This window comes from Priestia aryabhattai B8W22, assembly GCF_000956595.1.
GTDB lineage: Bacteria > Bacillota > Bacilli > Bacillales > Bacillaceae_H > Priestia > Priestia aryabhattai.
In genome coordinates, this window is sequence record NZ_JYOO01000001.1 from 104,919 (window position 1) to 130,743 (window position 25,825).

At 36.9% G+C, this 25,825-nt stretch carries 25 protein-coding genes; 6 read left to right on the top strand and 19 right to left on the bottom strand.

Annotated features, from left to right (window positions below; all coding sequences use genetic code 11):
- Positions 1–124 precede the first annotated feature (124 nt).
- Positions 125–421: a hypothetical protein gene (locus tag N178_RS00440; RefSeq protein WP_013082749.1), complete on the top strand. Its 297-nt coding sequence runs from the start codon at positions 125–127 to the stop codon at positions 419–421.
- Between the two features lie 106 nt (positions 422–527).
- Here N178_RS00440 and N178_RS00445 read toward each other — a convergent pair whose 3' ends face one another.
- The gene (locus N178_RS00445; protein ID WP_045289554.1) at positions 528–1,979 is read right to left on the bottom strand and encodes an NADP-dependent glyceraldehyde-3-phosphate dehydrogenase; all 1,452 of its coding nucleotides are present in this window, start codon (positions 1,977–1,979) and stop codon (positions 528–530) included.
- Positions 1,980–2,504: 525 nt separating this feature from the next.
- On the opposite strand from N178_RS00445, the gene N178_RS26840 reads away from it, so the two are divergent.
- Positions 2,505–2,645: a hypothetical protein gene (locus N178_RS26840; protein WP_169746645.1), complete on the top strand. Its 141-nt coding sequence runs from the start codon at positions 2,505–2,507 to the stop codon at positions 2,643–2,645.
- 71 nt (positions 2,646–2,716) lie between these two features.
- On the opposite strand, the gene N178_RS00450 is transcribed toward N178_RS26840, so the two are convergent.
- On the bottom strand, positions 2,717–3,163 hold the full coding sequence (locus N178_RS00450) for a hypothetical protein (protein ID WP_045289556.1): 447 nt from the start codon (positions 3,161–3,163) through the stop codon (positions 2,717–2,719).
- 328 nt (positions 3,164–3,491) lie between these two features.
- On the opposite strand from N178_RS00450, the gene N178_RS25605 reads away from it, so the two are divergent.
- Entirely contained in the window at positions 3,492–3,647 is a 156-nt protein-coding gene (locus N178_RS25605; RefSeq protein WP_016763750.1) for an aspartyl-phosphate phosphatase Spo0E family protein, read from the top strand.
- 136 nt (positions 3,648–3,783) lie between these two features.
- Here the strand turns inward: N178_RS25605 and N178_RS00455 are convergent, their stop codons facing one another.
- The 10 genes from N178_RS00455 to N178_RS00500 all read right to left on the bottom strand — a co-directional run bounded on the left by N178_RS00455 (position 3,784) and on the right by N178_RS00500 (position 14,303).
- Entirely contained in the window at positions 3,784–4,752 is a 969-nt protein-coding gene (locus N178_RS00455; RefSeq protein ID WP_045289557.1) for an extracellular catalytic domain type 1 short-chain-length polyhydroxyalkanoate depolymerase, read from the bottom strand.
- A gap of 556 nt (positions 4,753–5,308) precedes the next feature.
- A complete protein-coding gene (locus N178_RS00460) occupies positions 5,309–6,655 on the bottom strand; it encodes an MFS transporter (protein WP_045289558.1) in 1,347 nt (448 codons plus the stop codon).
- A gap of 578 nt (positions 6,656–7,233) precedes the next feature.
- Positions 7,234–7,644: a GNAT family N-acetyltransferase gene (locus N178_RS00465; RefSeq protein WP_045289560.1), complete on the bottom strand. Its 411-nt coding sequence runs from the start codon at positions 7,642–7,644 to the stop codon at positions 7,234–7,236.
- Between the two features lie 87 nt (positions 7,645–7,731).
- Positions 7,732–8,016 carry a DUF5316 family protein gene (locus N178_RS00470; protein WP_045289562.1) on the bottom strand — a complete coding sequence of 95 codons (285 nt, stop codon included), beginning with the start codon at positions 8,014–8,016 and terminating at the stop codon, positions 7,732–7,734.
- A 175-nt stretch (positions 8,017–8,191) separates the two neighbouring features.
- Positions 8,192–8,674: a Cys-tRNA(Pro) deacylase gene (ybaK, locus tag N178_RS00475; RefSeq protein WP_045289895.1), complete on the bottom strand. Its 483-nt coding sequence runs from the start codon at positions 8,672–8,674 to the stop codon at positions 8,192–8,194.
- A 182-nt stretch (positions 8,675–8,856) separates the two neighbouring features.
- Complete coding sequence (locus N178_RS00480) at positions 8,857–9,846, bottom strand: ABC transporter ATP-binding protein (RefSeq protein WP_045289564.1); 990 nt, start codon at positions 9,844–9,846, stop codon at positions 8,857–8,859.
- A complete protein-coding gene (locus N178_RS00485) occupies positions 9,839–10,837 on the bottom strand; it encodes an ABC transporter ATP-binding protein (RefSeq protein ID WP_045289566.1) in 999 nt (332 codons plus the stop codon). Before N178_RS00485 ends, N178_RS00480 begins: the two co-directional genes overlap by 8 nt.
- On the bottom strand, positions 10,834–11,736 hold the full coding sequence (locus tag N178_RS00490) for an ABC transporter permease (protein WP_237758352.1): 903 nt from the start codon (positions 11,734–11,736) through the stop codon (positions 10,834–10,836). Before N178_RS00490 ends, N178_RS00485 begins: the two co-directional genes overlap by 4 nt.
- Positions 11,737–11,751: 15 nt before the next feature.
- A complete protein-coding gene (locus tag N178_RS00495; protein ID WP_013082737.1) occupies positions 11,752–12,705 on the bottom strand; it encodes an ABC transporter permease in 954 nt (317 codons plus the stop codon).
- A 59-nt stretch (positions 12,706–12,764) separates the two neighbouring features.
- Entirely contained in the window at positions 12,765–14,303 is a 1,539-nt protein-coding gene (locus tag N178_RS00500) for an ABC transporter substrate-binding protein (RefSeq protein ID WP_052942365.1), read from the bottom strand.
- A 291-nt stretch (positions 14,304–14,594) separates the two neighbouring features.
- On the opposite strand from N178_RS00500, the gene N178_RS00505 reads away from it, so the two are divergent.
- Positions 14,595–15,341 (top strand): gamma-glutamyl-gamma-aminobutyrate hydrolase family protein, encoded by a 747-nt coding sequence (locus N178_RS00505; protein ID WP_045289568.1) that lies wholly within the window; start codon positions 14,595–14,597, stop codon positions 15,339–15,341.
- Between the two features lie 139 nt (positions 15,342–15,480).
- Here the strand turns inward: N178_RS00505 and ppsA are convergent, their stop codons facing one another.
- The 3 genes from ppsA to hmpA form a co-directional block, all read right to left on the bottom strand.
- On the bottom strand, positions 15,481–18,087 hold the full coding sequence (ppsA, locus tag N178_RS00510; protein WP_045289570.1) for a phosphoenolpyruvate synthase: 2,607 nt from the start codon (positions 18,085–18,087) through the stop codon (positions 15,481–15,483).
- Between the two features lie 345 nt (positions 18,088–18,432).
- Positions 18,433–18,708 (bottom strand): hypothetical protein, encoded by a 276-nt coding sequence (locus N178_RS00515; protein WP_237758353.1) that lies wholly within the window; start codon positions 18,706–18,708, stop codon positions 18,433–18,435.
- Positions 18,709–19,064: 356 nt separating this feature from the next.
- Positions 19,065–20,285 carry an NO-inducible flavohemoprotein gene (gene hmpA / locus N178_RS00520; RefSeq protein WP_045289574.1) on the bottom strand — a complete coding sequence of 407 codons (1,221 nt, stop codon included), beginning with the start codon at positions 20,283–20,285 and terminating at the stop codon, positions 19,065–19,067.
- Between the two features lie 426 nt (positions 20,286–20,711).
- Here hmpA and N178_RS00525 point away from each other — a divergent pair, with 426 nt between their 5' ends.
- Entirely contained in the window at positions 20,712–22,169 is a 1,458-nt protein-coding gene (locus N178_RS00525; protein ID WP_045289576.1) for a pyridoxal phosphate-dependent decarboxylase family protein, read from the top strand.
- Positions 22,170–22,414: 245 nt separating this feature from the next.
- Here N178_RS00525 and N178_RS00530 read toward each other — a convergent pair whose 3' ends face one another.
- The 4 genes from N178_RS00530 to N178_RS00545 all read right to left on the bottom strand — a co-directional run bounded on the left by N178_RS00530 (position 22,415) and on the right by N178_RS00545 (position 25,055).
- On the bottom strand, positions 22,415–22,792 hold the full coding sequence (locus N178_RS00530) for an SMI1/KNR4 family protein (protein WP_045289578.1): 378 nt from the start codon (positions 22,790–22,792) through the stop codon (positions 22,415–22,417).
- A 13-nt stretch (positions 22,793–22,805) separates the two neighbouring features.
- Positions 22,806–23,321, bottom strand: coding sequence for an SMI1/KNR4 family protein (locus N178_RS00535; protein ID WP_045289580.1), 516 nt, complete (start codon positions 23,319–23,321; stop codon positions 22,806–22,808).
- 121 nt (positions 23,322–23,442) lie between these two features.
- Positions 23,443–23,775, bottom strand: a complete 333-nt coding sequence (locus tag N178_RS00540) for a YolD-like family protein (protein WP_045289582.1) — start codon at positions 23,773–23,775, stop codon at positions 23,443–23,445.
- A 14-nt stretch (positions 23,776–23,789) separates the two neighbouring features.
- On the bottom strand, positions 23,790–25,055 hold the full coding sequence (locus N178_RS00545; RefSeq protein ID WP_045289584.1) for a Y-family DNA polymerase: 1,266 nt from the start codon (positions 25,053–25,055) through the stop codon (positions 23,790–23,792).
- 154 nt (positions 25,056–25,209) lie between these two features.
- Here N178_RS00545 and N178_RS00550 point away from each other — a divergent pair, with 154 nt between their 5' ends.
- On the top strand, positions 25,210–25,473 hold the full coding sequence (locus N178_RS00550; RefSeq protein WP_237758354.1) for a hypothetical protein: 264 nt from the start codon (positions 25,210–25,212) through the stop codon (positions 25,471–25,473).
- Positions 25,474–25,825: the final 352 nt, after the last annotated feature.

Here is a 25,825-nt window from a genome sequence, read left to right on the forward strand (position 1 = left end):
ATGATATCCTGTAGTATAATTTTGTTTCACGTGCTAATTCCTATGAATTTTTGCTATTTAAGGTTATTCATTTTTATTAGTGGGAAAGTTACATAAATACAACACGTTATAGGGGGACTTTAACATGGATAAAAGAATTGAAACATTAAAAGAAAAGCTGCCTGATAATCATAAGGAGGTTGCTGTTCTGACCTCTCATATTTTTGATGCGCTTGATAAATTAACAACTGAACATCGCAGATATGTTGATATTTCAGCAGCAGCCAAAATAAAGCCGAATCCGGATGAAGAGAAAGCTTTTTTTGATACCATCTATCAAGTGAAAACACTCATTATGTCAGAGCTTGAAAAAACCGTTGAAGATATTGAGCACAAAGGTGATAAAAACTGGCATAAAAACTATAAAGATGGAATCGAGTGATAGGTAAATAAGACGTTTAAAAGCCTGTACTTTTTGGAGCACAGGCTTTTTCCTTTGAGATTCTCTACACTCTACTGGATCGATTTGGAGAGCTCTGGGAATTCAATTATTGAAGGTTTAATACCGTTACTTTTTCACGAGTCATCGATTCAATACTTTTACGAATGCCTTGAGCGCCCATACCGGATCCTTTTACACCGATAAAAGGGAAATGATCGGGACCGCGTTCTGTGCGGCCGTTGATTTGAACGGAACCGACTTCAATTTTATTTGCAATTGAGAAGGCTTTATTAATATCTTTTGTAAAAACGCTTGCTTGCAAGCCAAATTCTGATTCATTTGCTATGTCAACGGCTTCTTGATCAGAAGCGACGCGGATAATTGGTAACACAGGACCAAATGGTTCTTCCCATGCTACACGCATAGTATCATTCACGTCATCTAAAAGCGTAGGGTAGATAAGGTTTCCTTCCCGCTTGTTTCCAGTCACAACTTCTGCACCTTTTCCGAGTGCGTCTGCAATTAAAATTTGAATAAAGTCCGCTGCCTTGCTATCAATTAATGGAACGATCGTACATCCATCTTCAGGAGAACCCACTGATAGTTTATGTACTTCTTCTTTTAGGATGTCGACCAGCTCGTTTGCCACTTTTTCATGCACAAGTACACGTTTAATGGCTGTACAGCGCTGACCGGAATAAGAAAATGCTCCGCTGATAATATGTTTTGCTGCTTCCTGCAAATCTGCATCTTCACATACAATACCTGGGTCTTTTCCTCCTAGTTCTAGCACAAGAGGAATCATGCCTGCCTTTTTAGCTAACTGAGTACCCGTATTTGTTCCTCCGGTAAACGAAATCATGTTAATGCCTTTATGTTCAACTAAGTAATCACCAATTACAGATCCGCGACCCGTTACGACGTTTACAAGTCCTTGTGGAATACCTGCTTGATCAAGAGCTTCAATCATCTTAATACCGCTGATCGCTCCTTGCGTTGCGGGCTTGAAGATCACTGCATTTCCTGAAATAAGCGCAGGCGCCAGCTTAGCAGCTGACAAATTTACCGGATAATTAAATGGAGGAATCGCGAGGACAACCCCTAAAGGTACACGTTCAACAATGGCAACTTTAGACTTAGAACCTCCAGGAAAACTATCTCCTTTCATGCTTTCTCCATTCATATGAAGTGCTTCTTCAACTGTATAACGAATGAAATCAGCTGTGCGCACGACTTCATTCCTTGCATCTTTTAAGCTTTTTCCAACTTCTTTCATAATAATTTCGGCAATTTCACTCTGCATTTTTACCAGCTCATCTGCCCACTTATATAAATATTTTGCACGGTCTTGCAGAGAAGTTTCTGCCCACCCCTTTTGAGCTTTCTGTGCGGCATGTACTGCTTCATCGACTTCTTCTTTTGTGATAGCCTGCACTTTTCCAATCACATCATGACGGTATGGAGAAACAATATCGATCGTCTGCCCTGATTTGCTTTCTTTCCACTCACCGTTAAGATAAAAAGAATAAGTTGATACATTTAAAACCGTTGTTGTCATAAAAAGTCCCCCTTAATAAAAGTGAAATTAATTATCAAAATTTTCAGTCTTTTTTACGAATGAAAACTCTGTGAATATTTGAGCAAAAAGAATTCTACCTGTATTCATTTCTATAACTTTTATATCCCGTGTAACTTCCTTAATCTTATACTGCTTGCTTGTTGCCTTTAAAGCAGCAGCTTTTTTCTTTTTAACTCAAAACAAAGCCTCGTATAATTTAATGAATATTTCGTATTTTTAATATATATAAATTTCTTTCATTCGTACAATACAAATAAGTTATCTCAATGATTAATAATTTTAATGATTCATGTCCCGAATACGAAGAAATCTTTATGGTTTCCTACTTTTTTAAGTGAAATGTCTGTTTTAAGCTCCCTTGATTGTATTTACTTTGGATGGAAATCCAGACAATGCATACACTCTTTTTATTTTATGTGTTGAGAAAATAAAATAAGGGTATAAAATAAAGATAGGAAAATGAAAATGAAAGTAGAATATATATTCTAAAGGGAGGGATTTATTGTGATTGTTACTTTAGGTTTTATGGCATCAATTATTGCTTTGTTTATGCTTTTTACTAACCGGACGTCCAATATCCCGGAAGAAATAATCCATGAAACAACAAATGCCAATAAAGAAGAGCAGTATATGTATTATATATAAAGCGTCTTAACAGACGCTTTTTTGTTGCGCTTTTTACAAAGTCTAAAGCAGTTAGAAACGGCCCTCACCTATTATTTATCTTTATTTATCAGTGCCTGATAGCCATAAATAGTTAAACAGAAACTAATAAATGAAAAAAAGATATGTTTTGGTTTAAAGCTGACTAACGTAAATAAGTCCAATTTTTGATACAAGTAACTTAGCGGAAAAGCAAATAGTGAATCCATAAGTAAATTAACGAAGAAAAATCGTTTAAAGCTACCAAACGTAAAATGAAAGATCCACAGTGTTCCTACTAAAAAGGGGCTAAAAATAAAACTGCTATCGTTTAAAATTTTCCCTTTCCACCCTCCTTTTACCCTCCACCACTTGTAAGGAATAGCTAATGAACACATTCCAATTACTAACGATGAGGCAAAAAGAGAAGCGGGAAAATAGGTTCTAATTGATTTTTTTTGCATAAGAACAAGGGAAATCCATGGAAGAAGCAATTGAAGAATTCTTATGACATTGGGCATATTATTAACTTCTCCTTTCTTATGTTAACATGCCTAAATGTAATCGGATTATGCCTATATCCGCAAAACAGAGTAAGCTCTGTTACTCCGTGGGTTATTTTATAACCGGTGGAGCAATCATGACTAAGACAGAGTACAGCTTCCAGCAAAACGTTTAAGAGTTAATTCTTTTCAAATGAAAATATTTGAATTCAAAATACGACAGACTTCGACACTATCTATTTGTTACTATATTTTTTAGGTTATATTTTTAAGATTTGAACCGTTTTCACATAAATAATTCAATAATTTAAACCTTTAAAATGACGTGGCAAGTGGAGGAAACTTAATGTGTTTCAAATGTAGACTACTGCTGATAAAGATAGAATTTATACGAAAAATGATGATGATGATTGCCCTAGAAGAAGGGTTTACAAGTAGTAATACGATTAAAATCAGTCAGGATCTAGATGTATTGTTAAATCGGTTTGAAGCTACTTGTTAAGAAATGCTGGCTGATAACACAAAAAGGATCTTTCGATAAGATCCTTTTTTACTGTTGGTAGACGATTATTCGTTTCAAAAAAATGAAAGGCTGATATTATGTAGTGGTACATTGTGAATGCTCTTTCATGCTCTATTTAATCATTCTGGGCTTCAAAAAAATCCCACATCATTTTTGAAGCATTAGGACCTTTTGAATCAGTATCTGATCCATTGTCATTTCCTCCTGACCATGCATGCCCCATATCCTCTACCATAATTTTTTTTATCCAGATTTTATTTTCTGCATCTACGTAGTCAGACATTATGTAGCTATAATGATTTCCGTTGTCTTGTGACGTATAAAAAGCAGCATTTTCATGTAGGTCTATACCGAAATTCTTGTATGTATAAATCCACTGCTGAATTAATGTAGACGCATTAATTGGATTGACTGTTGTATCTGATTGACCATGAAACGTAATGATGGGAACAGGCCGTGCATAAGGTCCCATTTTTTTATAAGCTTCATCACCGTCAAGTTCAGGATTGAAAGAGCCGTATAGCATGACTTCTCCAGCTGTGATGAGGTCTACAGCACACGCATTACTGCCTGCTGAATGAATGCCTACCGCTTTAAATACATCAGGATAAGCAATAGCCATCACATTTGCCATAAATCCTCCAGCTGACATGCCAGCAAGGTATATATTAGTAGAATCAATCGCATATTTAGCGGTTATGTGATCAATCATATCTTTTATTATGTCTGGCTCTCCATTACCGCGAAACTGGTTATACTCATAAAACCAATTCCAGCACCCGTTGGAATTAGCAAAGTAATTCATCTGAGGATAGAGAACAATAAAACCTTTTTCTTCTGCTAGCTTATTCATCTCCGTACCCGCAGCAAAATCATCTGCATCTTGTTGACATCCATGAAGCATAACGATTAATGGTACTTTACTTAATCCAGTATATGTACTTGGAACATATACCTTGTAGGTAAAATAATCATCATAATTATACTCTTTCCAAATAGGACGAAAGAACGCACTCTGTAATTCTATTAAAAACGTTGAAGCAGTTAAAGCTGGATTCATAAAAAAGGAACATAAAGTATTCACGAAGTTTACCCTCTCTCTATTTCTGATGTATACTCTCTATTTCGTTATATCACAAAATAATCCTTTTATTATGTAGCTCTTCTTTTGTATATGCCTTTAATTATTTTCCTCTTCATTCTTTAGTCGTACAAATTCATGAGGTAAGTTACGCACTGCGTTGGATAACAACTTTAGGTGATTTTATTAAACTTAGTATAACGACTAGCCAATCAGGAAAATTTTAAAGGAAGTGTTCAAAATGGCTAAGGCAAAGCCTCATTTTAAACATTACTGGAATGAGACCATACGAGGACTTATTATCACCAAATAATAGACAAAAATCCTACTACAGAAAAAAGTTGTGCAGCACGGATAGGTTAGTAAGGCTAGCCCTTTACGATAGCGATAAAACAGTGGGTCTTATCGAAGAAGGCACGCATGAGTTTAGCTTAAAAGAACCTATCTTTCCATATTCTGAACCAACTACAAAATAAATATCTTTCAAGTGTATAAAAAAGGACTGGCTTTTTATAGCCAGTCCTCTTTATGTTATCGAACGATTATTTGTTTAAAAAAATTAAAAACTCACATTATTTGGCGGGATGTTGTCGTCTTTGTCATCTGTTTTCAACTCGGACTCTATGTATGAATCTTTAGAGGATTCTCCCATACGCCAATAAACAAGAAAACTGATGGCAATACACCCTGCTACATAGAAAAAGAAAAGTGATTCATGGCCGATACTTTTTAGCCATAGGGCAATAAATTCTGCTGTGCCTCCAAATATAGCAACTGTAAGTCCATATGGTAATCCTACACCAAGAGCTCGAATTTCTGTTGGAAAAAGCTCAGCTTTTACAATAGCGTTAATAGATGTATAGCCTGTTACAATGATAAGTCCAACTGTCATTAATAAAAAAGCCATGACTGGGTTATGTGCTTGTTTCATAAAAAGAAACAGCGGTACAGTCAATAATGTTCCTAAAATCCCAAAGCTCATTAACAGCGGTCTGCGTCCAATTTTATCAGATAGCATACCTGCTATTGGCTGAATGACAACAAATACAAGCAGCGCACAGAAGTTAATCCAGCTTACGACTCCTTTATCTAGTCCTACACTGTTTACCATAAATTTTTGCAAATACGTCGTATACGTATAAAAAGCGACCGTTCCTCCTAATGTTAAGCCAATAACGGTCAACACCGCTTTAGGATGCTTCATAAGTGCTTTAATTGTCCCTGCATTTTCACGGCTTTCAGAGTCCATTTTAGAAAATTGTTCTGATTCATCCATTGTACGGCGCAGCCATAAAACGCTTAGTGCTCCGATTGCTCCAATAACAAAAGGAATACGCCAGCCCCATGAAATCATATCTGCTTCACTAAGAACGTTTTGCAGAATAATTTGAACACCTAATGCCACCAGCTGACCAGCAACAAGCGTCACATACTGAAAGCTTGAATAAAATCCTCTTCGCCCGCTGCTTGCCATTTCAGAAAGGTAAGTTGCAGACGTTCCGTATTCTCCGCCTAAGGAAATTCCTTGCAGCAAACGCGCTAGTACTAGAATAATAGGAGATAATAATCCTATGGTGCCATAGCTAGGAGTACAGGCGATAATAAAAGAACCGCTCGCCATAATGGTAATAGATAAGGTAAGCGCAGCCCGACGACCATAACGATCCGCGTAGCGTCCCATTAATAAACTACCGATTGGACGCATCAAGAAACCGACAGCAAAGATCGCCGCTGTGTTAAGCAGCTGACTTGTTGAATCACCTTCTGGGAAGAATTGTGATGAAAAATAGACGGCAAAAGCAGAGTAAACATACCAATCGTACCATTCAATTAAATTTCCAACAGATCCTTTGAAAATATTACTTGTAACGCGCCTGTTGTTTGCAGCTTCACTGGTATGAGCCATGAGTGATCCCTCTTTTCTTTGAGTGTTTAATGTTGGTTCTCCTGTAACATGAAGTAGTAAGTAATTTACCAGCAAATCTTTTTAAACAGCTAGATTGTATTGCTTTCTATAAAACCTGTTCAACCAATTACTTATATAATGAGAGCGCTTAAAAAAGGTTGGATAATTCATTTCAATATCATCTATAGATAACAAAATAAGCGGTTTTAAAAGCGGCAGCTGTCTATTACATATGTAGTGTTAATCCTCCCTTCTATTTATATATTGTACTATTGATTTATTAGAAAATATAATATTTTCTAATTATTCATACAAAAATTTTACAAAGTTCGGTTTTCTAATTTATATGACAAACAGAAAAAAAGCCATGTTCTTTAAGTAAGAACATGGTTAAGAAAATACTCTTTTCAACTTGTAAGTGTAAGCTGCTTACATTTACATAATATGTAGAATAAACATAACTTGTACTAAGCTCTAACCTAAATTTAAGATAATTATCGAATTTTAATCTTATCCCTTATTATATATACAGCCATAGATGCTCTATAATGTTGTTGCATCGGCGACCTTAATTTATCTCATTTAACTTTAAATTCACACAAAAAGCGTTCCACTCCGAGATATTTTTCACCTAAACTTGTTATTTGGAAGCCAAAATTAGAATAAAAGTTTACTGCCTCTTTATCTGTCTCAGCAAAAATAGAATGTATATCATAGTTCTTACAAAGAAAGCGAATCATGCTGCTTCCTATTCCTTTCCCTCTCTCTTTTGGTAAAACAGCTATATGTTTTATAACAGCTTCCTTAGCGTTAAAAAATTCAACTCCTATACAGCTAACGGTTCCTCCATTTATTTCAATACTATATAATTTCCGACTTGGCAAACAAATGTATTTTTTATATTCTTCATCAACCTTCTCTTCTAAAGTTGCATAAGATAAAAGTTTTTTTATGGCCGAACTTACCGCAAGTGAAGTGATTTCTTTCATTCTAGCGCCTCTTTTCGCTATTATCTTATGAATAATTAGTTTATTTTTTAGGACCTTACGGCTTGCACTTATATGCCAAAGAATAAACTATACGAAGTAGTGAATGAGAAGAAATACCCCGAGAACTGGAGCGGCAGCTAACATAAGGTTTATAGAATTTGTAATTCTCCACTTCTTGTCTGTTTTTGATTCTGTGGCAAGATTGGCTCTCATTCGATCACCGCTTACAGCTGCTCCAGATATAATGATGGCTACCCCTACTAATAGAATGAAAGCGGTGAAAAGTACTGTTTCTGAATTTACGTTAGCTATTGTACATGCTACTAAAAGAATAAAAGATAAAATGAACCCACCAATAATTGATTTAATCATCTCTGTCTTCCTCCTAGTTTTTTTATAATCCCCTACACATTATCTATATAATATCATTTTTTCTATATTTTTACTTTTATTTTCTTTACTTCAACAAGTAAAAAGACAATAATTAAGGTAACTAAAAAAGCGAAACGCTTATGTCTAAGTGCGTTTCGCTCAAGGGAACTACATTTTAACTATCTTTTGTGATGTCTGCCGGACGTATACGAATTACTTTTGATAAGTCACTTAGTGGTAGCTGTATCTGATGACCTACACGCCCGCCTGAAAAGTAAATCGTTTCACAGTCTTCTGCCGTAGAGTCAATGAAGGTTGTGAACTGCTTTTTCATTCCGATAGGAGAACACCCGCCGTGAACATATCCTGTAAGTGGCAACAGCTCTCTTTGAGGAATCATTTCTAAAGACTTTTCACCAGCTGCTTTTGCCGCTTTCTTTAAGTCAAGCTCCTTTTCAACCGGTACCATGAAGACATAATGTTCTTTTGATTTCCCTACGGTCACGAGTGTCTTGAAGACTTTAGCAAGATCCTCTCCGAGCGAAGTAGCTACCTGTACCCCACTCAGATTTTTAGTTTCATAAGAATAATAATTGTACTCAATCTTTTTCTGATCTAAAATTCGCATTACGTTCGTTTTATCTGCTTTTTTACCCATAATTATCACCGATACCATCATAACACGTTTTGTTTTCATATCTCCATATATTAGGATAGGTAGATTATTTTGTTTACTAAAAAAGCCACTAGAGACGCTAGTGGCTTTTTTCATTCCATACATTCAATTGTTCTACTGCCTCAATACGTTTATCTATAGTTTATATAGTTAAGATTTCCACCTTAACTATATAGGTGACATTTTACTTTATGCTTGCTATCAATCACTGTATCTTCAGGTGTTTCTTTCATGCAGCGGTCAAATGCGAACGGGCATCTTTTATGAAACGCACACCCTGAAGGTGGATTAAGAGGAGAAGGAATTTGACCTTTAACCTCAATTTTTTCACGTTTTTCATGTTCGTGAATTGCCGGGACAGATGATAAAAGAAGTTTTGTGTAAGGATGACGAGGATTTGAAAAAATCTCATCTGTTGGTCCTTCTTCTACTAGTCTACCTAAATACATCACGCCAACGCGGTCCGCAATATGCCTTACGACGCTTAAATCGTGGGAGATAAAGAGATACGAAAGCTTCATTTCTCTTTGCAAACTGCGCAGCAAGTTTAAGATTTGTGCTTGAATGGATACGTCCAGTGCTGAAACCGGCTCATCACAAATAATAAGCTTTGGGTTTAAAATCAATGAACGCGCAATTCCTATGCGCTGACGCTGACCACCTGAAAATTCGTGCGGATAGCGGTTGTAATCTTCTTCGTTAAACCCAAGCTTTTTTAATAATTCAATGACAAGCTGCTTTCGTTCGCTTTTGGCGCCTACATTATGAATTGTTAATGTTTCTTGAATGGAAGCCCCAATCTTTTTCCTTGGGTTAAGGGAAGTATGCGGATCTTGGAAAATCATTTGCAAATCTTTACGAATTGTCCGTAAGCGTGATGCTTTGGATTCGAAAATACTTTCTCCATTAAACTGTGCTTCTCCGCCCGTTGGTTCTACTAATTTTAAAAGCGTGCGCCCTGCTGTACTTTTTCCACAGCCAGATTCACCTACTAATCCGTACGTCTCACCTTCATAAATATCAAAGGATAAATCTTGAACCGCTTTGATTTGTCCCTTCGCTTTTCCTAAAGCTGAACGAACCGGATAGTATTTTTGCAGGTTGCGAACTTCAAGCAAGGGCTTGGCGCTTTGCTGTTTTGCTTCACTAGACATACGCAACCTCTCCTTCTTGAATTTTTTCATAGTGCCAGCATCGAACGCGATGCGTATCATCGGCATGCTCTAAAACGGGTACTTCTTTATGGCATTTTTCCGTTGCAAACGGGCATCTTGGTGCAAAACGACAGCCGTCTGGCACGTTTGAAAACGGCGGAACCGTTCCTGGAATAGACGAAAGCTCTTTTGTTCTGTCACCATCTAAATGAGGAACCGACTTAATTAAGCCCATTGTATAAGGATGAAGCGGCTTTGAAAACAGCGTTTTAACGTCCGTTTCTTCCATCACTTGTCCTAAATACATCACGGCTACTTTTGTACAAATATTAGCGACAACTCCTAAGTCATGGGTGATGAACAGCACGCCCATGTTGAGCTTGTCTTTTAAATCCATCATAAGGTCAAGGATTTGCGCTTGAATGGTTACGTCTAAAGCCGTTGTTGGCTCATCGGCAATAAGAAGCTTCGGCTCACAGGCTAAAGCCATCGCAATCATAATGCGCTGCCTCATTCCACCCGAAATTTCATGCGGATACTCTTTTGCTCGCTGTTCTGGAGACGGAATGCCGGTTAGTCTTAAAAGCTCTACGACTTTCTTTTGCGCTTCTTTTTTAGAGACTTTTTGATGCAGACGAATCACTTCAGCAATTTGTTTTCCAATTGGCATAACGGGATTTAATGAAGACATGGGATCCTGGAAAATCATTGAGATTTCGTTTCCTCTTAACTTTTGAATTTGCTTTGAAGACATGTCCAATAAGTTTTTTCCTTCAAACAAAATCTTACCATCGTAGCTTGTTAGGTCTTCATCTAGTAGCTGAAGAATAGATTCGGACGTTACGCTTTTTCCTGATCCGGATTCACCGACAATGCCTAATACTTCTCCTTTATTTAATTGAAGAGATACATTGTCAACAGCCGTTACTTCTCCGCTATACGTTGTAAAAGTTACTTGTAAGTCTTCTACTTTTAAAAGGGCGTTACTCAACGTTTTTTCCTCCTTTTCTTCAGCATTACGTTTTTCGGATTTAACCAATCGCGCAGACCGTCACCAAATAAATTAAGGCCAAGTACAATTAAAATGATGAATACACCTGGAAACACGGTCATCCACCACGCGTTGTAAATGGCAAGCTTTCCGTCATACAGCATATTTCCTAAGCTTGGTGTTGGCGCAGGAATTCCGGCTCCTAAAAAGCTTAGCGAAGCCTCTGTTAAAATCGTCACAGCAAACACGTATGTTACTTGAACGATTAAAGGCGATAAGACGTTTGGCGCTATATGAAAACAAATGATTCGAAGTGAGCTTGCTCCTTGAGCTTTTAGCGCTTCAATAAACGTTTTTTCTTTTACAACAAGCGCAGCTGAACGAACAATTCTCGCAATCGAAGGAATAAATACAAGGCTCAGTGCGATAATAACGTTGCTTGTTTTAGGTCCTAAAGCAGACATGATGGCAATTGCTAGTAAAATAGATGGAAAAGCAAACAAGCCGTCACAAATTCTCATTAAAATATAATCAAGAATTTTATAATAAGAAGATAAAAGTCCAACGATTAAACCCAGTACAGTAGCAATAATCGTTACTGCGGCTCCAATCATTAACGATATTCTGACGCCGTACATTGTCCGACTAAATACATCTCGTCCAAAGTTATCCGTTCCAAACCAGTGCGTGCTTGACGGCGGTGCTAATCGATTTGCAGGGTCGATTTGTAAGCTACCAAAAGGAGAAATGAGCGGAGCAAAAACAGCAATCAAAATAGATAATAAAATAAGTATCGCTCCTCTTACTAGCAAACGATTTGAGAAGAAGCGCGCTGCCGCTGGGTTTCTTTTTTTCTTTGCAGGTACTGAAATGGTCTCTGTATTTTGTTGTGCGTTCACATTGATTACCCTCCTTTAATCATGATAAGAATTGCGTACACGCGGATCGATCACGGCGTACAGCAAATCAACAACTAAATTGATGACCACATAAGCAACCGTAATTAAAAGTACAGCTCCTTGAATAAGCGCGTAATCTCGGCGTTCAATTGATGAAACAATCAGCTGACCTAATCCCGGGATGTTAAATAATGATTCTGTTACTGCCGCTCCGGTCACAAGTCCCGCAAATGATTCTCCGATAACTGTTAAAATCGGTAAAAAACTCACGCGCAGCGTATGCTTAAGCATAATTGTACGTTCATTTAATCCTTTTGCTTTTGCTGTTTTAACAAAGTTCTCAGAAATGGTATCGAGTAAAGATGAACGCGTCATACGCGTAATTAATGCAGCTTGAATCGCTCCAAGCGTAATCGTTGGTAAAACTAAATATTTTAAGTACTCAAATAATCCAGCATTTAACGGAACGTATCCTGAAACAGGGAAAATTCGAAGCTGTACAGCAAAAAGCAAAATAAGGAATGAACCGAGAAGAAAGCTAGGAATGGAAATACCTAAAAGACTGGCTCCCATAATGCTTTCATCACGAATCGTTCCTTTATGTTTAGCTGCATATATACCAAATAGTAAAGCAAACGCCACGCCAAAAATTTGCGCGAGTATAGCTAGAGAAACTGTAGGACCTACGTTATCCCAAATCGCCCCGAGCACAGGTTTATTTAAAAAGTAGGAATAACCAAAATCTCCGTGAAAGATGTTAGATAGCCAAATAAAGTATTGATTAACAACAGGCTCATCCAATCCCATTTCTTTGCTTAGCGCTGCAATTTGTTCCGGACTTGCGCCTTGTCCTAAGATGATTGCTGCGGGACTCCCAGGCGTTAAGCGCGTAATTAAGAACACAACAATAGATACAATGAATAAAACAGGAATTAGTGCAAAAAGTCTCTTAAGTGTGTAAGCTCCCATCGTAAACTCCTTTCTAAAACAGAGAGCATATGCCCTCTGTTTATTAGAATAATAAGATATTATTTTGTTAAACTCATATTGTAGAAAATTGGACCTAAATTATATTCATAGCCTTTTGCATTGTTAGAAACGGCATTGATGTTCACTTTATGACCAATAAGCGTGAACGGAAGTTCGTCCCATACGTATTGCTGAATGGCATCAATGTCACCGCGCGCTTCTTTAACAGAAGGAGCAGCTTTAATTTTGTTTAAGTAGTCCATTGATTTTTCAACTGATGTACCTTTTGTAGTCCAGAATCCTTGGAAGATGGTAGAACGAGCATTCCAGTCAACAGGATAGATGTCCCATTGGTTTGTATCACTCATTTTATCGCTGAATGTCGCCCAGTCGTATACTTCTAATTTTACATTCATACCAATGTCTTTTAATTCTTGTTGAACCACAACAGCTGTATTGTATTGATCTTGGTAATCACGAGAAGCCATTAAGCGAATTTCTTCTCCGTTATAACCAGATTTCTTCAAATATTCTTTTGCTTTTTTCTTATCATGCTGGTTATATTCTTCTTTTCCAGCTGTACTGTAGTAGTTTGGATACTCTTTGTTCACAATGGATGAAGAAAGCTTGTAATAATCTGAGCTTCCGTAAGAACTGTCTAAAATATCTTTTGAGTTAAGGGCTGCGTTAACTGCTTTTCGTGCATTGATGTCTTTAAAGACACCTTTATCTGCGTTGTAGAAAAGTCCCATAAATCCGCCTGGTGATGTTTCTACTTTTGCATTTTGACTGCCTTCAACTTGTTTGGCATTATCGCTTGATACAGATAGCGCAACGTCAAATTGTCCGGTTGTAATACCAGATATCCTAGTTGACTCATCGCTTACGAAACTAATCTTAATTTCATCGACGTGAGGAGTTTTCTTAACTTCGCGGCCTTTCGAAGAATAATCTTTAAATTTCTCTAATAAAAGATATTGATTTTTCTTCCATTCTTTTACTTTATACGGACCTGTTCCTATGTAGTCTTTGATCCCTTCATCAGATGCATTGTCAACGACTTCTTTTGGTAAAATAGCTGCTGCGGGGATTGGATCAGCTAATAAAGAAAGCGTGTTAACATTTGGTGATGGTAAATGAAGTTCTACCGTATAATCACCGGTTTTGGTCATTTCAGCACCAGAGAAGTTTGTTTTTCCAAGAGACGATAGCTTAATCCAGCGGTTAATAGAAGCGACAACGTCATCTGCAGTCATTTCTTTACCATTATGGAATTTAACCCCTTTTCTTAATTGGAACGTGTATGTTTTTTTATCATCGCTAATATCTACTTTAGACGCTAAGTCAGGCTTAGGATTTCCTTTGTCGTCTAAAATCATTAGTCCTTCGTAGATACTGCGCGTTGCGTCTTTCACATCTGAGTCCCCAGTAATTTGAGCATCTAGCGTTGCTGGCTCACTTTGAGACGCGACGTTTAGCGTTCCGCCTTCTTTTCCTTCTTTTTCACTTGAAGAATTTTTGCTTGCATTACCACTGCACCCTGCTACCATGAGGACAATGGTTAAAAGAGAGATGAAAAGTAAATAAGTCCTTTTCACTAAAATCACTCCTATTTCCTTGTATAAAATTTTAATCCGACTATAATAAGAAGAATAGTAGGAATGTGAACAATTGTAGCACTACCATCTACCTTTGGCAATTAGTATTTTTAACATACAGAGGCTATTATACCATTTTCTATTAAATAAATATGGTATATATGTATAATAGTTGAACAAAAAAACCATTTATTTCTTATAAAGCAAGCGATTGAGAAAACCTTATCAGCGCAGTAAAAAAGAAAAAACATCTCAAGAAATGGTAATTTAACAAAAAAGGAGAAAACAACAGTGGGATTTTTAATTGGTATATCAGGAAGCATTATTGTGGATCAAGGAGGACGCTTTCCAGGCTATAAGCGAGCGTATGTGAATAACGACTATATCGAATCAACAGCGCTCAGCGGCGGAGTTCCTTTTATCTTGCCAGTGCTAAAAGATGAAGAAATGATTAAAGCGCAGGCAGAAAGTATAGACGGGCTAATTTTATCAGGTGGACAAGACGTTAATCCCCTTTTATACGGTGAAGAACCGACAACCAAAACGGGTTCACCTTTTTTAGCACGGGATCAGTCTGAACAGCTATTGTTAAAGCATGTAATTGATCAAGGAAAGCCGGTATTAGCGATTTGCCGCGGTTTACAAATTTTAAACGTTGCTTACGGCGGCACTCTTTATCAAGACATGTCAGATATTAAAGAGGCATTTATTAAACATGATCAATACAACAATACAAGCGACCCTTCTCATTCCATCATGATTAAAGACGGCACACGCCTACATGACCTTTACGGTAATCAAGCTCTTATTAACTCATTTCACCACCAAGCGATTAAAGACGTAGCGCCAGGTTTTGAAGTTTCCGCATGGGCAAAAGATGGAGTCATTGAAGCCATTGAAAAACAAGGAGATCAATTTGTAGTCGGCGTGCAGTGGCATCCAGAAATGATGGCAAAACAACATATTTCAATGCTGAACTTGTTTAAACTGTTTATGGAGCATGTGAAACAGTCGGCTGGGAAAAAAGTCAGCATTTGATGTTTCAATCTACTTTACTACCAATATGAAAAAGGCAGGCCATTATGGCCTGCCTTTTTGTATTAACTGAAGATGCGTAAAGAAACCTAGACAAATCTTCATCTATTAATTAGATAAAATAGTGCAAGTATTTTGGCTTTTACAGTATTTCAATATACCCTTCTGTTCCATGTACGCGAATTCGCTGACCGTCTTTTATCAGTTTAGTAGCATTCTCTACTCCGACAACTGCTGGCAATCCGTATTCACGTGCGATGACTGCGCCGTGAGTCATCAGTCCGCCAACTTCCGTAACAAGCCCTTTTATCCCTACGAATAACGGGGTCCAGCTAGGGTCAGTGAAGGAAGTGACTAATATATCTCCATCTGATAGATTAGCATCTTCCATATTTAAAATGACGCGCGCTCGCCCTTCTATCACCCCTGCCGAAACCGGTAAACCTACAATTGCTTGGGACGGGAGGTTTTCTCGTTTGTACGCACCGGTAATAATTTCACCTTGAGACGTGATCACACGCGGAGGTGTTAGCTTTTCATATAATTTGTACTCTTCTTTTCGCTTGCTGATGATTTGATGATCAAGCTTATATGTGCGCACGACTTCTTGAAGTTCTTCAAACGTCAAATAGTATATATCTTCTGATTCATAAATAACGCCGGCTTTTACGAGCTGCGCGGCTTCTTTCAGCAGAGCCTGCTTATAAACAAAATAACGGTTAATCATGCCGTATTTAGGATATTCACGATAACCGATAAAATTCCGGAGGAGATCAATTCTTTCTTTTGTTTCTTTTGCTTTTTGTTCACCATCCGGCAAATGCTTCAAGCGGTTTAACAGCTCTTGCTCGTTTTTCAAGGCTTCCTGCAGGCCTTTTTCAAATTTTTGTTTGCTGGCATTGGGTTTAAGGTTTTTAATATTACCAAGAATCACAGGGATAAGTGCAGCCGGTTTTTCGCTCCAACGAGTTTTCGTAATATCGATTTCTCCGGGACATCGCATTCCGTATTTGCTGAGATAATCATAGATAGCGTCTTTGGTTTCCAGTCCACCTTCAAACTTAACCAGGTTCTCCAAAAAATTATCATCTTTTACATGCTGTAAATAATGAATGACTTCTGGATAAGGACGAATTACATCCGCGACATCCAATAGCGCCAGACCCATTTCTGAGGTAATATTGTTTGGTACAGATTGAGAAAGCGCGTCTGCTGCGTTTTTTTCACCTAGCCACGTCTCCATTTTTTCATTGATCCATGATGAAGCATCCATAGCGGCCATAAACACAGCTGTACTTTGTGGGTCAAATAAAATCTTCTTTAATGTCCCGATATCTTCTGAAATAAAATCGACTAATTCCAGCCCTGATTTCGTTTGGATGGTTTGTTTTAGCTCTTCTATTGATGCTTGATTCTTCTTGATCAAGTCAGAAACGATTGTCGAGTCGTTTTCGATTTGTGCCTTAGGCTTCGTAGGCGGCACGCTTTTATTGCTTTTACCGGAACTTTGATCATTTGGTAAAGGTTTTATAAAGTCTCCTCGCTCTATTATGCTTGTAAGTGCGTCTTTCATGAGCGGATCATGTTGTCCCATGGCACCTAACATCATTTTTCTGCTGTCAGGTGAAGCGAGCATAGGTGTAACATCAACAAACAGCCTTCCACCGGCTGTACGCATCGGTGCATTAGTTGTTAACAGAAAAAAAGACAATCCCAGTGGTTTCATGGCATCGGTCATCATTTGTTGGTGTCCAACAGATACATAAACGCGATTTTCCGGATCATGCGCTTCAGGAATTGGATATAAAGTAGTGATCGGACGACTTTGGACAATATAAAATGCATCATCAGCCAAGCACCATTCAATATCTTGAGGACAATCAAAATAAGCTTCAAGCTGTCTTCCAACGCGTTCTAATTGTAAAATTTGAGAGTCAGTGAGCGCTTGCGTTTTTTGCAGACCAGAAGGAACTTCCTTCGCTTCTGTTCCGCCTTCTTTTAATCCATAGATAGCTACCTTTTTAGCTGCTATTTTTTTATCGACGATTTTTCCTTCTTGTACTTTATAGCAATCGGCAGAGACCAAACCAGACACCAGTGCTTCTCCAAGTCCGAATCCCGCATCAATGGATAGCAGCTTTCGATTATAGGTAACGGGGTCAGCGGTAAATAAAATGCCTGAAGCCTGCGGAAAAACCATTCGTTGAACAATAACAGATGTGTGCACTTGACTATGGTCAAATCCATTTTTAATCCGGTAGGTTACCGCGCGACTTGTAAACAGGGAAGCCCAGCATTTGCTAATGTGCTGGAGAATGGCTTCTTTGCCTCTGATATTTAAATAGGTGTCATGCTGACCAGCAAAAGAAGCATGTGGCAAATCTTCAGCAGTCGCACTTGAACGAACTGCATAAGCATGCTCCTCGCAAAAATGAGAGAGATAATGAGTAACGGCTTTTACCATGTCAGAAGGAATTTTTATTTCCAGAATGGTTTGGCGAATTTTTTCGCTGATTTCACTAATTTGATTTCGATCATCTACTTTTAGTATCGTCAGCTGATTCAGTAACGCTTGAAATGTTTCATTTTGTTCAAGGGCTTTTTGATATCCGACTGCTGTAACACAAAACCCTTCCGGTACTTGTATTCCTTGAATTTTTGATAAAGCCCCTAAATTCAAGCCTTTTCCTCCAACAAGTGAAAGCTGTGTATCTTTTATTTCTTGAAAGCTAAGAACTAAAGAGTTCATTCAACATCTCTCCTAACCGGTAATGTTTTATTGATTTTACCAGCAGGAAATGAGAATAAACAGTCTATATCGGCGTTTTTTTATGTGGTATAATTAAAGTAGGAAGAGAGTTACAAATCTTTTTGTCAGCAATTACGCATTTGAAAGTTGTGTAACTAACTTATCTGGTTGACTTGTATCTTTTTTTAAACAGCTAAGTGCATGTTTGAAGTGTTTGTTGATCTTCCCCATTTAGCACTTTCTTTTTAGAGAATAAAATTTCAGCAACTTTCCTCATTTTAACTCTTCTTTCATTTGGTCACCTGAAGAGCCTAGCTCATTAGATGACTACCTCTATTTTTTGAACTATTCCGAAACCATAGTATTACGAATATATCTCTTTGCTCGTTTTCTAGCAAGTGTATAAATAATCACCTGCAGCACAAGCGCCGCAAGGCTTATCAGTACTACTTGTTCGACAGAATTAAAGGGCGAAAAATATTTCTCCCATTTAGAATCAGGAAGCCTTAATGCGTTATAAAAGTATGACGTACTAAAAGAAATGATATTTCCTAAAATAAGTGATAAATCCGCTCTAATAAGCCCACTTAGATAAGACAGTGCTAGTGTAACTATGGCCATGATTATATAGTTTACCTTTGAATCGTCCTCAAAATCCTTTCGCATAGATAAATAAGCATATGGAATGCAGTAAATTGAAAAAATTATAAAAGGGAGTAGTCGTCTCATATAGCAATCTCTCCAATATTTAGGATTCGACATAGTTCTCTATTATTATAAATTATCAAAGATAATTTTTTCCATTTTTTGTACATAGAGAGTGTAGAAGTACCTATATATAAAATGCTCGTTTTTAGAATTGCTCCTTAAGACAAAGTAAAAAAGCACTCACAAGAGTGCTTTTTTACAGCATATTTATTTAAACAGGACGTGTGTGTTAATCGAACATTTTCTGTTTACTGGTGATAATTACTTTTTTATTTTTCTCCTAAAAGGGCTACAGGACTAAATACCTCGTAATGAATACGTTCATTTGGTATATCCCATCTACGTAATGCTTTAAGGATAGCTTCCATAAACGGAATCGATCCACAGAAATAAAAGACAGCTTCTTTTGAAGGAACAACCGATTGTAACAATTCTAAATCAATATAACCCTCTTTATCAAAATCAGTACCTAGTCGATCCCCTTCATTAGGCGAACTATAACAGATGAAGGAGGTAACATTTTTGTTGTCTCTATCTAGTTGAGCCACATGTTCTTTAAAAGCATGCGTTTTCCCATTAATGCTTGCATGAAGAAAGGTAACCTTACGTGTAGGTTGTTTTTCTACAATGGTATTCAGCATACTAAGCAAAGGTGTAATACCTATACCTCCACTAATTAGCACAACGGGAAGTTCACTGTGATCAAGTACAAAATCTCCAGCGGGAGCTGAGAACTTAAGAGTATCTCCTGTCTGAACTTGTTTATGTAAATAGTTTGACACGATTCCTGCTGGCGCACCGTCATGCCCATCTTCTCGTTTTACACTGATTCGATAATAATCCTTTCCAGGGGCTTCAGAAAGACTATAGTGACGAATATGCGTGTATTTCTCTCCCGGAACATTTGCTGCTAATGTAAGGTATTGTCCTGCTTTATAAGAGGCAATTTCTTTCTTATTTTTAGCTTTTAAATAAAAAGATGTTACATTATCACTTTCTTCTACTTTCTTATCTATATAAAAGCTTTGATATCCTTCCCAACCTCCAGGTTGACTCTCTGTCTCTTCGTAGAGAGCTTCTTCTAGCTCAATAAAAGCATTGGCAATATATCCGTACGCTTTTCCCCATGCTTCAATAATCTCATCTGAAGCTGTATCTCCCAAAACATCCTTTACTGCTTGAAGTAAAGTTTCACCAACGACTGGATATTGTTCTGCCTTTACCCCTATCGCACGATGCTTTTGTGAAATTCGTTCAATTACAGGTTTAATGGCTTCTAAGTTTGTAATATGTTCCCCTGCAGCATACACGGCATATCCTAATGCTTCCTGTTGAATTCCTCTTTTTTGATTTGTTTGATTGAACATATTATATAAATCTGGCGCTTTTTCAAATAACAATTCATAAAATCTCTTTCCTATTTGTTTACTATGTTCTTTCAAAACCGGCACTGTTGATTGGACAATTTCAATCGTTTTAGAATCAAGCATATAATATCCACCTTTTAAGAATTTTTCATATGTATTAATCTTTTTCGGCACTACAATTTAATATGGCTAAATTTGGATTATCCTATACAGGAATGAAAATACTAACTCTAGTTACCGTAATGAACAGGTTTTTTAAGAAAAAAGAAGAATCTACCTATCCTTTTTATGCATCATATTTCCTTTGCTTAAACAAACTAATAAAAATTTATTGGGTTAGAATTAAATCAGAAAGGTGAATATCTCTATGACCAAAACTTTAAGATATACCCTATATATTATTGGCGGTCTTTTAATCATCGCAGCCATATACTATTCAATTGTTAGCAGTTTTCAACGATAAAAGAAAGCCTTCTCTCTATTTGGTTCTTGCATTTCTCTTTCTTATTGTTAGAATAGTTAGATTAATAAGAAAGAAGCGTGATAATAATGGAAACTGGCGTTTTCCCTGTCGATTCTTTTATTGAGCCAAATGGAAAAAACATCAAAGAGGTCAAACTACTTATTAAGGCCGTAATGAATTTAGTTGTGGATCATGCAGCTAATTCAGAAAGTCACCCACCTCTTTTGCCTGACTTTACAGAACAATTATTTGATAAATTTTCTTTAGATGGTGTTCCCATAGAAGAACTTCTTTTACAATTGGAAACTATATTAAAGTACTCTATGAATCCTTTAACTCCAACATACATGGGACACATGGATTCAATTCCTACGTTAATTTCTTGCTTGAGTGAGTTTGTAACTACTGCACTAAACAATAATATGTTGAGTTTTGAAATGTCTCCTGTATTTTCTAAAATGGAAGTTCAAGTACTTCAACAACTTACACAAATGTTTGGTTTAGGTCGCAATGCTGGAGGAGTTATAACGAGTGGTGGCAGCCTTGCTAATCTTCAAGCTCTTGCAGTTGCGCGGAATTCTATACTCCAAGTGAAAGAAAACGGATTAACTTCATTAACAAAGCAACCTGTCATTTTAGTTTCAGAAGCAAGTCATACTTCTTTACATAAAGCTGCAATGCTATTAGGAATCGGTACATCTAGTATCATTCCTGTTCAAAGTAACCTTCATTCACAAATGGATACACAAGATCTAGAAAGAAAGATTCCTATACTCATCCAAGAAGGAAAGCAGCCTTTTGCAGTTGTAGCTACGGCAGGAACGACTGTTACAGGTAGCATTGATCCTTTACTACCTATTTCAGAAATAACAAAAAAACACGGTATTTGGTTGCACGTAGATGCAGCCTATGGTGGGGCACTTGTCTTTTCTGAAAAATACAAAAGCCTTCTCTCCGGGATTGAACAAGCAGACTCCATTACATTTAATCCACAAAAGTGGATGTATGTCGCCAAAACATGCGCAATGGTTTTATTTAAAAATCGTGATTTGTTGGAAAGAGATTTTCGTATTTCAGCACCTTACATGAATGAAACGGAGTTTACTAATTTGGGAGAAATAAGTGTTCAAGGTACTCGACATGCTGATATTCTGAAGTTATACCTATCTCTTCAGCATATTGGATTAAAAGGCTATGAGAATTTAATAAATCAAAGCTTTTTATTTGCGAAGGAATTTACATCCCAAGTAAAAAAACGCTCTTATTTAGAGTTATCAGGTGAATCAAATACGAATATATGCTGTTTTAGATTATTTTTAAAAGAGTATCAGCAAAAACAACAAGATCAATTAAACCTTAAGCTACAACAATTTTTATTGAAAAATCAAAACGTATTTTTATCTTTACCTACTTATAGAGGAAAGCGCTGGTTGAGGGCAGTTTTATTAAATCCTTTTATCTCACCTTTAACCATCCAACAAATCTTTGAAAAGATTGATGAATTTTATATTGAGCATTGTAATGACCAATCCCTAATAAAGTGAATATCTTTTATTTTGGTGTTTATTGGTTTACAACAGATTGAGTAAAGAACGCGAAGGATAGTAATGCCTTTGCGTTTTTGTGTATCTGTAATACATAAATCGATTCCTACCATTCCGCTCTTCCTTTCTCTAAATTCTTTCTAAGTTTAATGGGTACTACAAAAGAGGACAGCTAGGTAGATATTAAACTACTCTCTGTCCTCTTCTGACCGTACTCTTATCAAAATCTTTTAACTAAGCCATAATTAAGTAACATCTTCTACAAACTCTTTTAGAGAATCATACATTTCTAAAGCGTCCCATTCACCCATACCATGTTCAGCTGTAAAAACTGGATAATCTTCATTCGCTATATCAATAAAAAGCGGGTCACCGCCTATTTCTTCATCATACCCTATGACAAACCAGTTTTCTTGCCAATCTCCTTCTTGATTTCCTATAAGGGAATTTGCTTCTAAATCTTCTCTGTAACCTAATTGTCCGTCTAGAAACTCGCTTTTAAGGTAGATGTAATAAGGAGTAGAAAGGATTTCTCCAACTTCATCTTCAAATTCTATCTTCACCGACGTACCTGGAAGTTCTTTAAGAATTTTATAGATTCTCTCTATATCCGGCTTTATCATTTGCTGCTCCCCTTTAATGATCTGTATGAGTTATCGTAGCCATCACCCATTCTTCTAAGCTGTCTGCTATTACTTCACGCTGTTCCCAATCGTGCCAAAAGGTGATAATTTGGCCGGTTTTGCCTCCTTCAGCGGGATCCAAATCTATACAAATATCATCTCCTCCCCCATTCGTAGCAATCGAGATCCAACGCGGGTTCCACCAAAATTCTTTTTTTACTGGCCCAATAGGTTCAATTTCTGGGAAATCTTCAAATTCTCCTCCGTCTAAAAGCTCTTTTAATGTTTGCCACGTATACAGAATCTCCTCTAAAGGTAATAGAGTATAATTTTCGATAGCCGCTATGTATTCATCACGCTGTCCATTATGTATCATTAACCAGTCTTTAAGGTTTTCAGGGAATGTTAGTCCCATCTTTTGCTCAATCTCTGCAATTTCTGATTCAGCAGCAGCTTCATTAAGCGTTCCTACTGCTTCCGGCCGATGTATTTTCAACCACTGTTCAAACTCATTCCAAACCTGCTTCACACTGTGCTCCTCCTTATATAACATCATTAAATGAATCTATGAAAAATGATTGCGTATTTATTAAGTTTATACTAATTATGTATGGAAATCTTATGTAAATAAACTGTTTTATTACTTTCTCCTACATAAAACGAATATCAATTAGTTCACTTAACCTCATTTTATTCGTCTGTTTACCCCCTTCATCTATAAAAACAAATAATCCTCCAAGAGAATCTACAAATTGAATAATTCCTGTTTCCGTTATGCACTGCCCGTGCTTGTAATACGTCAGGTACATTTTTTTATGTGTATGAAGCGCTTCAATCAAGGTGAAATTAATCTGTTCCATTTGATCTTCTGTTAAAAAAGGTTGAGGTACCTCTGCTTGTTTTTTTATCATTTCTTGTAATCCTCTGTATTGCTCTGGCATAGTGGCGAACGGTCGCCATTTTTTCATTCCTCTGTTTTGCATGTCATCTTCCTCCTTTATGCTTTATGACCTCCTAAAAGGCCGTTTCGATAACGAGCTGTTGAATGCTCGAGATGGCTTGAAGCTCGCAGAACGCTATTCTTCCCATAGCGCATACGAATTTCATCAATTGTTTTAGCAAGGGCATAGGCTCTTTCACGCTGGTCAATATCTTCAAATAAGCTCATTTGCTCTTCTTCTTGAATACTGGTGGTCGATAAAGAAATACCAATGGAGCGAATCGGCATTCCGCTATCAAATGTGTGTAGGATGGTTAAACAATAAGGGAAGATATCTTGACTTAGATTCGAAGCCCGCCCCATCTTCTTTTGTCTTGAGAAGCCGCCACCTGTTTGTTTGCTGTAGCCAATGGATAAATGAATGGTTTGTGCCACGACTTGATGCATACGTAAACGAAAGCACACATTGTCTAATAGTTCTAATAGCAGCAATTCTACTTCTTTTCGATTTGTATAGTCTCGAAACAGAATTTGACTCTTCCCGAATGATCGAGAGCTCGGAATATACACGTCAGAAATGCGACTAAAATCAATTCCATTTGCATGTTGATGCAACTCTTCACCCAGAATGCCAAATTCTTTTCGTAACATATCTTTGGAAGAAAGAGCGAGTTCTTTTATAGAGTGAATGCCCAGACGCTGCAAGCGTCTTTCCGTAGCGGATGAGATCCCCCAGAAATCCTTCATTGGGTGAATCGACCATAATTTGAAAGGAATATCTTCGTATCGCCAATAAGCTACCCCTGTTGGGCTATTCTTGGCCTCATGATCTAAGCTAATCTTAGCCAGCAAGAGATTCGGACCGATGCCTGCAGTAGCTGTCAGCCGTGTTTTACGATAAATCTCGTTGATGATTTTATGGGCTAATTCTTCTGGTGTGTGAGCGAATAAATGTAAAGAAGCTGTTGCATCAATAAACAACTCATCAACACTATACGCATGGAAATCTTCAGGAGCGACATACTGTAACACTAAACTAGAAATATAGTTCGAAGCCTTGACATACCTTTCCATGGATGGGTTGACGACATGGATATCTTTCCTTCTAGGAATGTCGAAAAGACGGCTGCCTGTTTTGATCCCTTCTTTCTTTAATAAGGGTGTAGCAGCTAACACAACTGATCCCGACCGCTTTGTATCTCCTACAACTGCCAACTTTGTTTTTAATGGATCTAGCCTACGTATGACGCATGAAACAGAAGCAAAGAATGCTTTCATATCAATACAAATAATGACTCTGTTTGGCGGATATTCATAATCCATTGGAATAACTCCTCAAATAAAGAACGTTTGTTCTCTATTATATACGAACAAACGTTCTTTATTCAATAAAAACTCTAAAGTTTTCCCGATTATTGTTAATATAATAGGAGCCAAGAATATTACGAGTGAATTTGGAAGATAAAGGAGATGGCAAATGAATAAGAAAATGACTAATTATATTATCTTTTTTTCATGGTTTTTATTCTTAGTTCTTTTATGGATTGTCGTTTCATTATTCAAAGGTGAAAATGGACAGTGGTGGTCTATGTATCGTTTAAATGCAGACAAATACGGCCTTTGGGCTTTAGAGATTTCTTACATAAAGTTTAGTATTTGCTGCTTTTATCTCATTATCAATAGCTTACATAGTGAGTTTTGGATTCAAAAGAAAAAGATAAGGTCAAATAAAGTGCTTTGAAAGTAATATACATCGTTGGATTTAATCGGAATAAGAAATAATGATAAAAAGACCTTAATTAATATGTTAATAAGGTCTTTTCAGTATCTATAAAATTTATTATGTATTTTATAGATATTAAATAATTGATTTTACTTTTGATGTTCAGCCCATTTTAAAAAGCTTTATAAGTTTCGTAGTACTATATTTATAAACTTTCTTGCATGTAATTAAATCCCATTAATTAACAGAATAATATACGCGTTTTGAATATTATTTATGGTCTTCTAAAAAAAAATATCCGTATTGAACTACTTAATGTACGCGATTTGAATAAAGATTTTGGTTTTTAATATTATTTTTATTTTAATAA

Bases quoted from the DNA above. Each gene is read 5' to 3' on its own strand.
- N178_RS00440 (WP_013082749.1), top strand. From the start codon at position 125: ATGGATAAAAGAATTGAAACATTAAAAGAAAAGCTGCCTGATAATCAT.
- N178_RS00445 (WP_045289554.1), bottom strand. From the start codon at position 1,979: ATGACAACAACGGTTTTAAATGTATCAACTTATTCTTTTTATCTTAAC.
- N178_RS00450 (WP_045289556.1), bottom strand. From the start codon at position 3,163: ATGCCCAATGTCATAAGAATTCTTCAATTGCTTCTTCCATGGATTTCC.
- N178_RS25605 (WP_016763750.1), top strand. From the start codon at position 3,492: ATGTGTTTCAAATGTAGACTACTGCTGATAAAGATAGAATTTATACGA.
- N178_RS00460 (WP_045289558.1), bottom strand. From the start codon at position 6,655: ATGGCTCATACCAGTGAAGCTGCAAACAACAGGCGCGTTACAAGTAAT.
- N178_RS00465 (WP_045289560.1), bottom strand. From the start codon at position 7,644: ATGAAAGAAATCACTTCACTTGCGGTAAGTTCGGCCATAAAAAAACTT.
- N178_RS00470 (WP_045289562.1), bottom strand. From the start codon at position 8,016: ATGATTAAATCAATTATTGGTGGGTTCATTTTATCTTTTATTCTTTTA.
- ybaK (WP_045289895.1), bottom strand. From the start codon at position 8,674: ATGGGTAAAAAAGCAGATAAAACGAACGTAATGCGAATTTTAGATCAG.
- N178_RS00480 (WP_045289564.1), bottom strand. From the start codon at position 9,846: ATGTCTAGTGAAGCAAAACAGCAAAGCGCCAAGCCCTTGCTTGAAGTT.
- N178_RS00495 (WP_013082737.1), bottom strand. From the start codon at position 12,705: ATGGGAGCTTACACACTTAAGAGACTTTTTGCACTAATTCCTGTTTTA.
- ppsA (WP_045289570.1), bottom strand. From the start codon at position 18,087: ATGAACTCTTTAGTTCTTAGCTTTCAAGAAATAAAAGATACACAGCTT.
- N178_RS00515 (WP_237758353.1), bottom strand. From the start codon at position 18,708: ATGGCCATAGTTACACTAGCACTGTCTTATCTAAGTGGGCTTATTAGA.
- hmpA (WP_045289574.1), bottom strand. From the start codon at position 20,285: ATGCTTGATTCTAAAACGATTGAAATTGTCCAATCAACAGTGCCGGTT.
- N178_RS00525 (WP_045289576.1), top strand. From the start codon at position 20,712: ATGGAAACTGGCGTTTTCCCTGTCGATTCTTTTATTGAGCCAAATGGA.
- N178_RS00530 (WP_045289578.1), bottom strand. From the start codon at position 22,792: ATGATAAAGCCGGATATAGAGAGAATCTATAAAATTCTTAAAGAACTT.
- N178_RS00540 (WP_045289582.1), bottom strand. From the start codon at position 23,775: ATGCAAAACAGAGGAATGAAAAAATGGCGACCGTTCGCCACTATGCCA.
- N178_RS00545 (WP_045289584.1), bottom strand. From the start codon at position 25,055: ATGGATTATGAATATCCGCCAAACAGAGTCATTATTTGTATTGATATG.
- N178_RS00550 (WP_237758354.1), top strand. From the start codon at position 25,210: ATGAATAAGAAAATGACTAATTATATTATCTTTTTTTCATGGTTTTTA.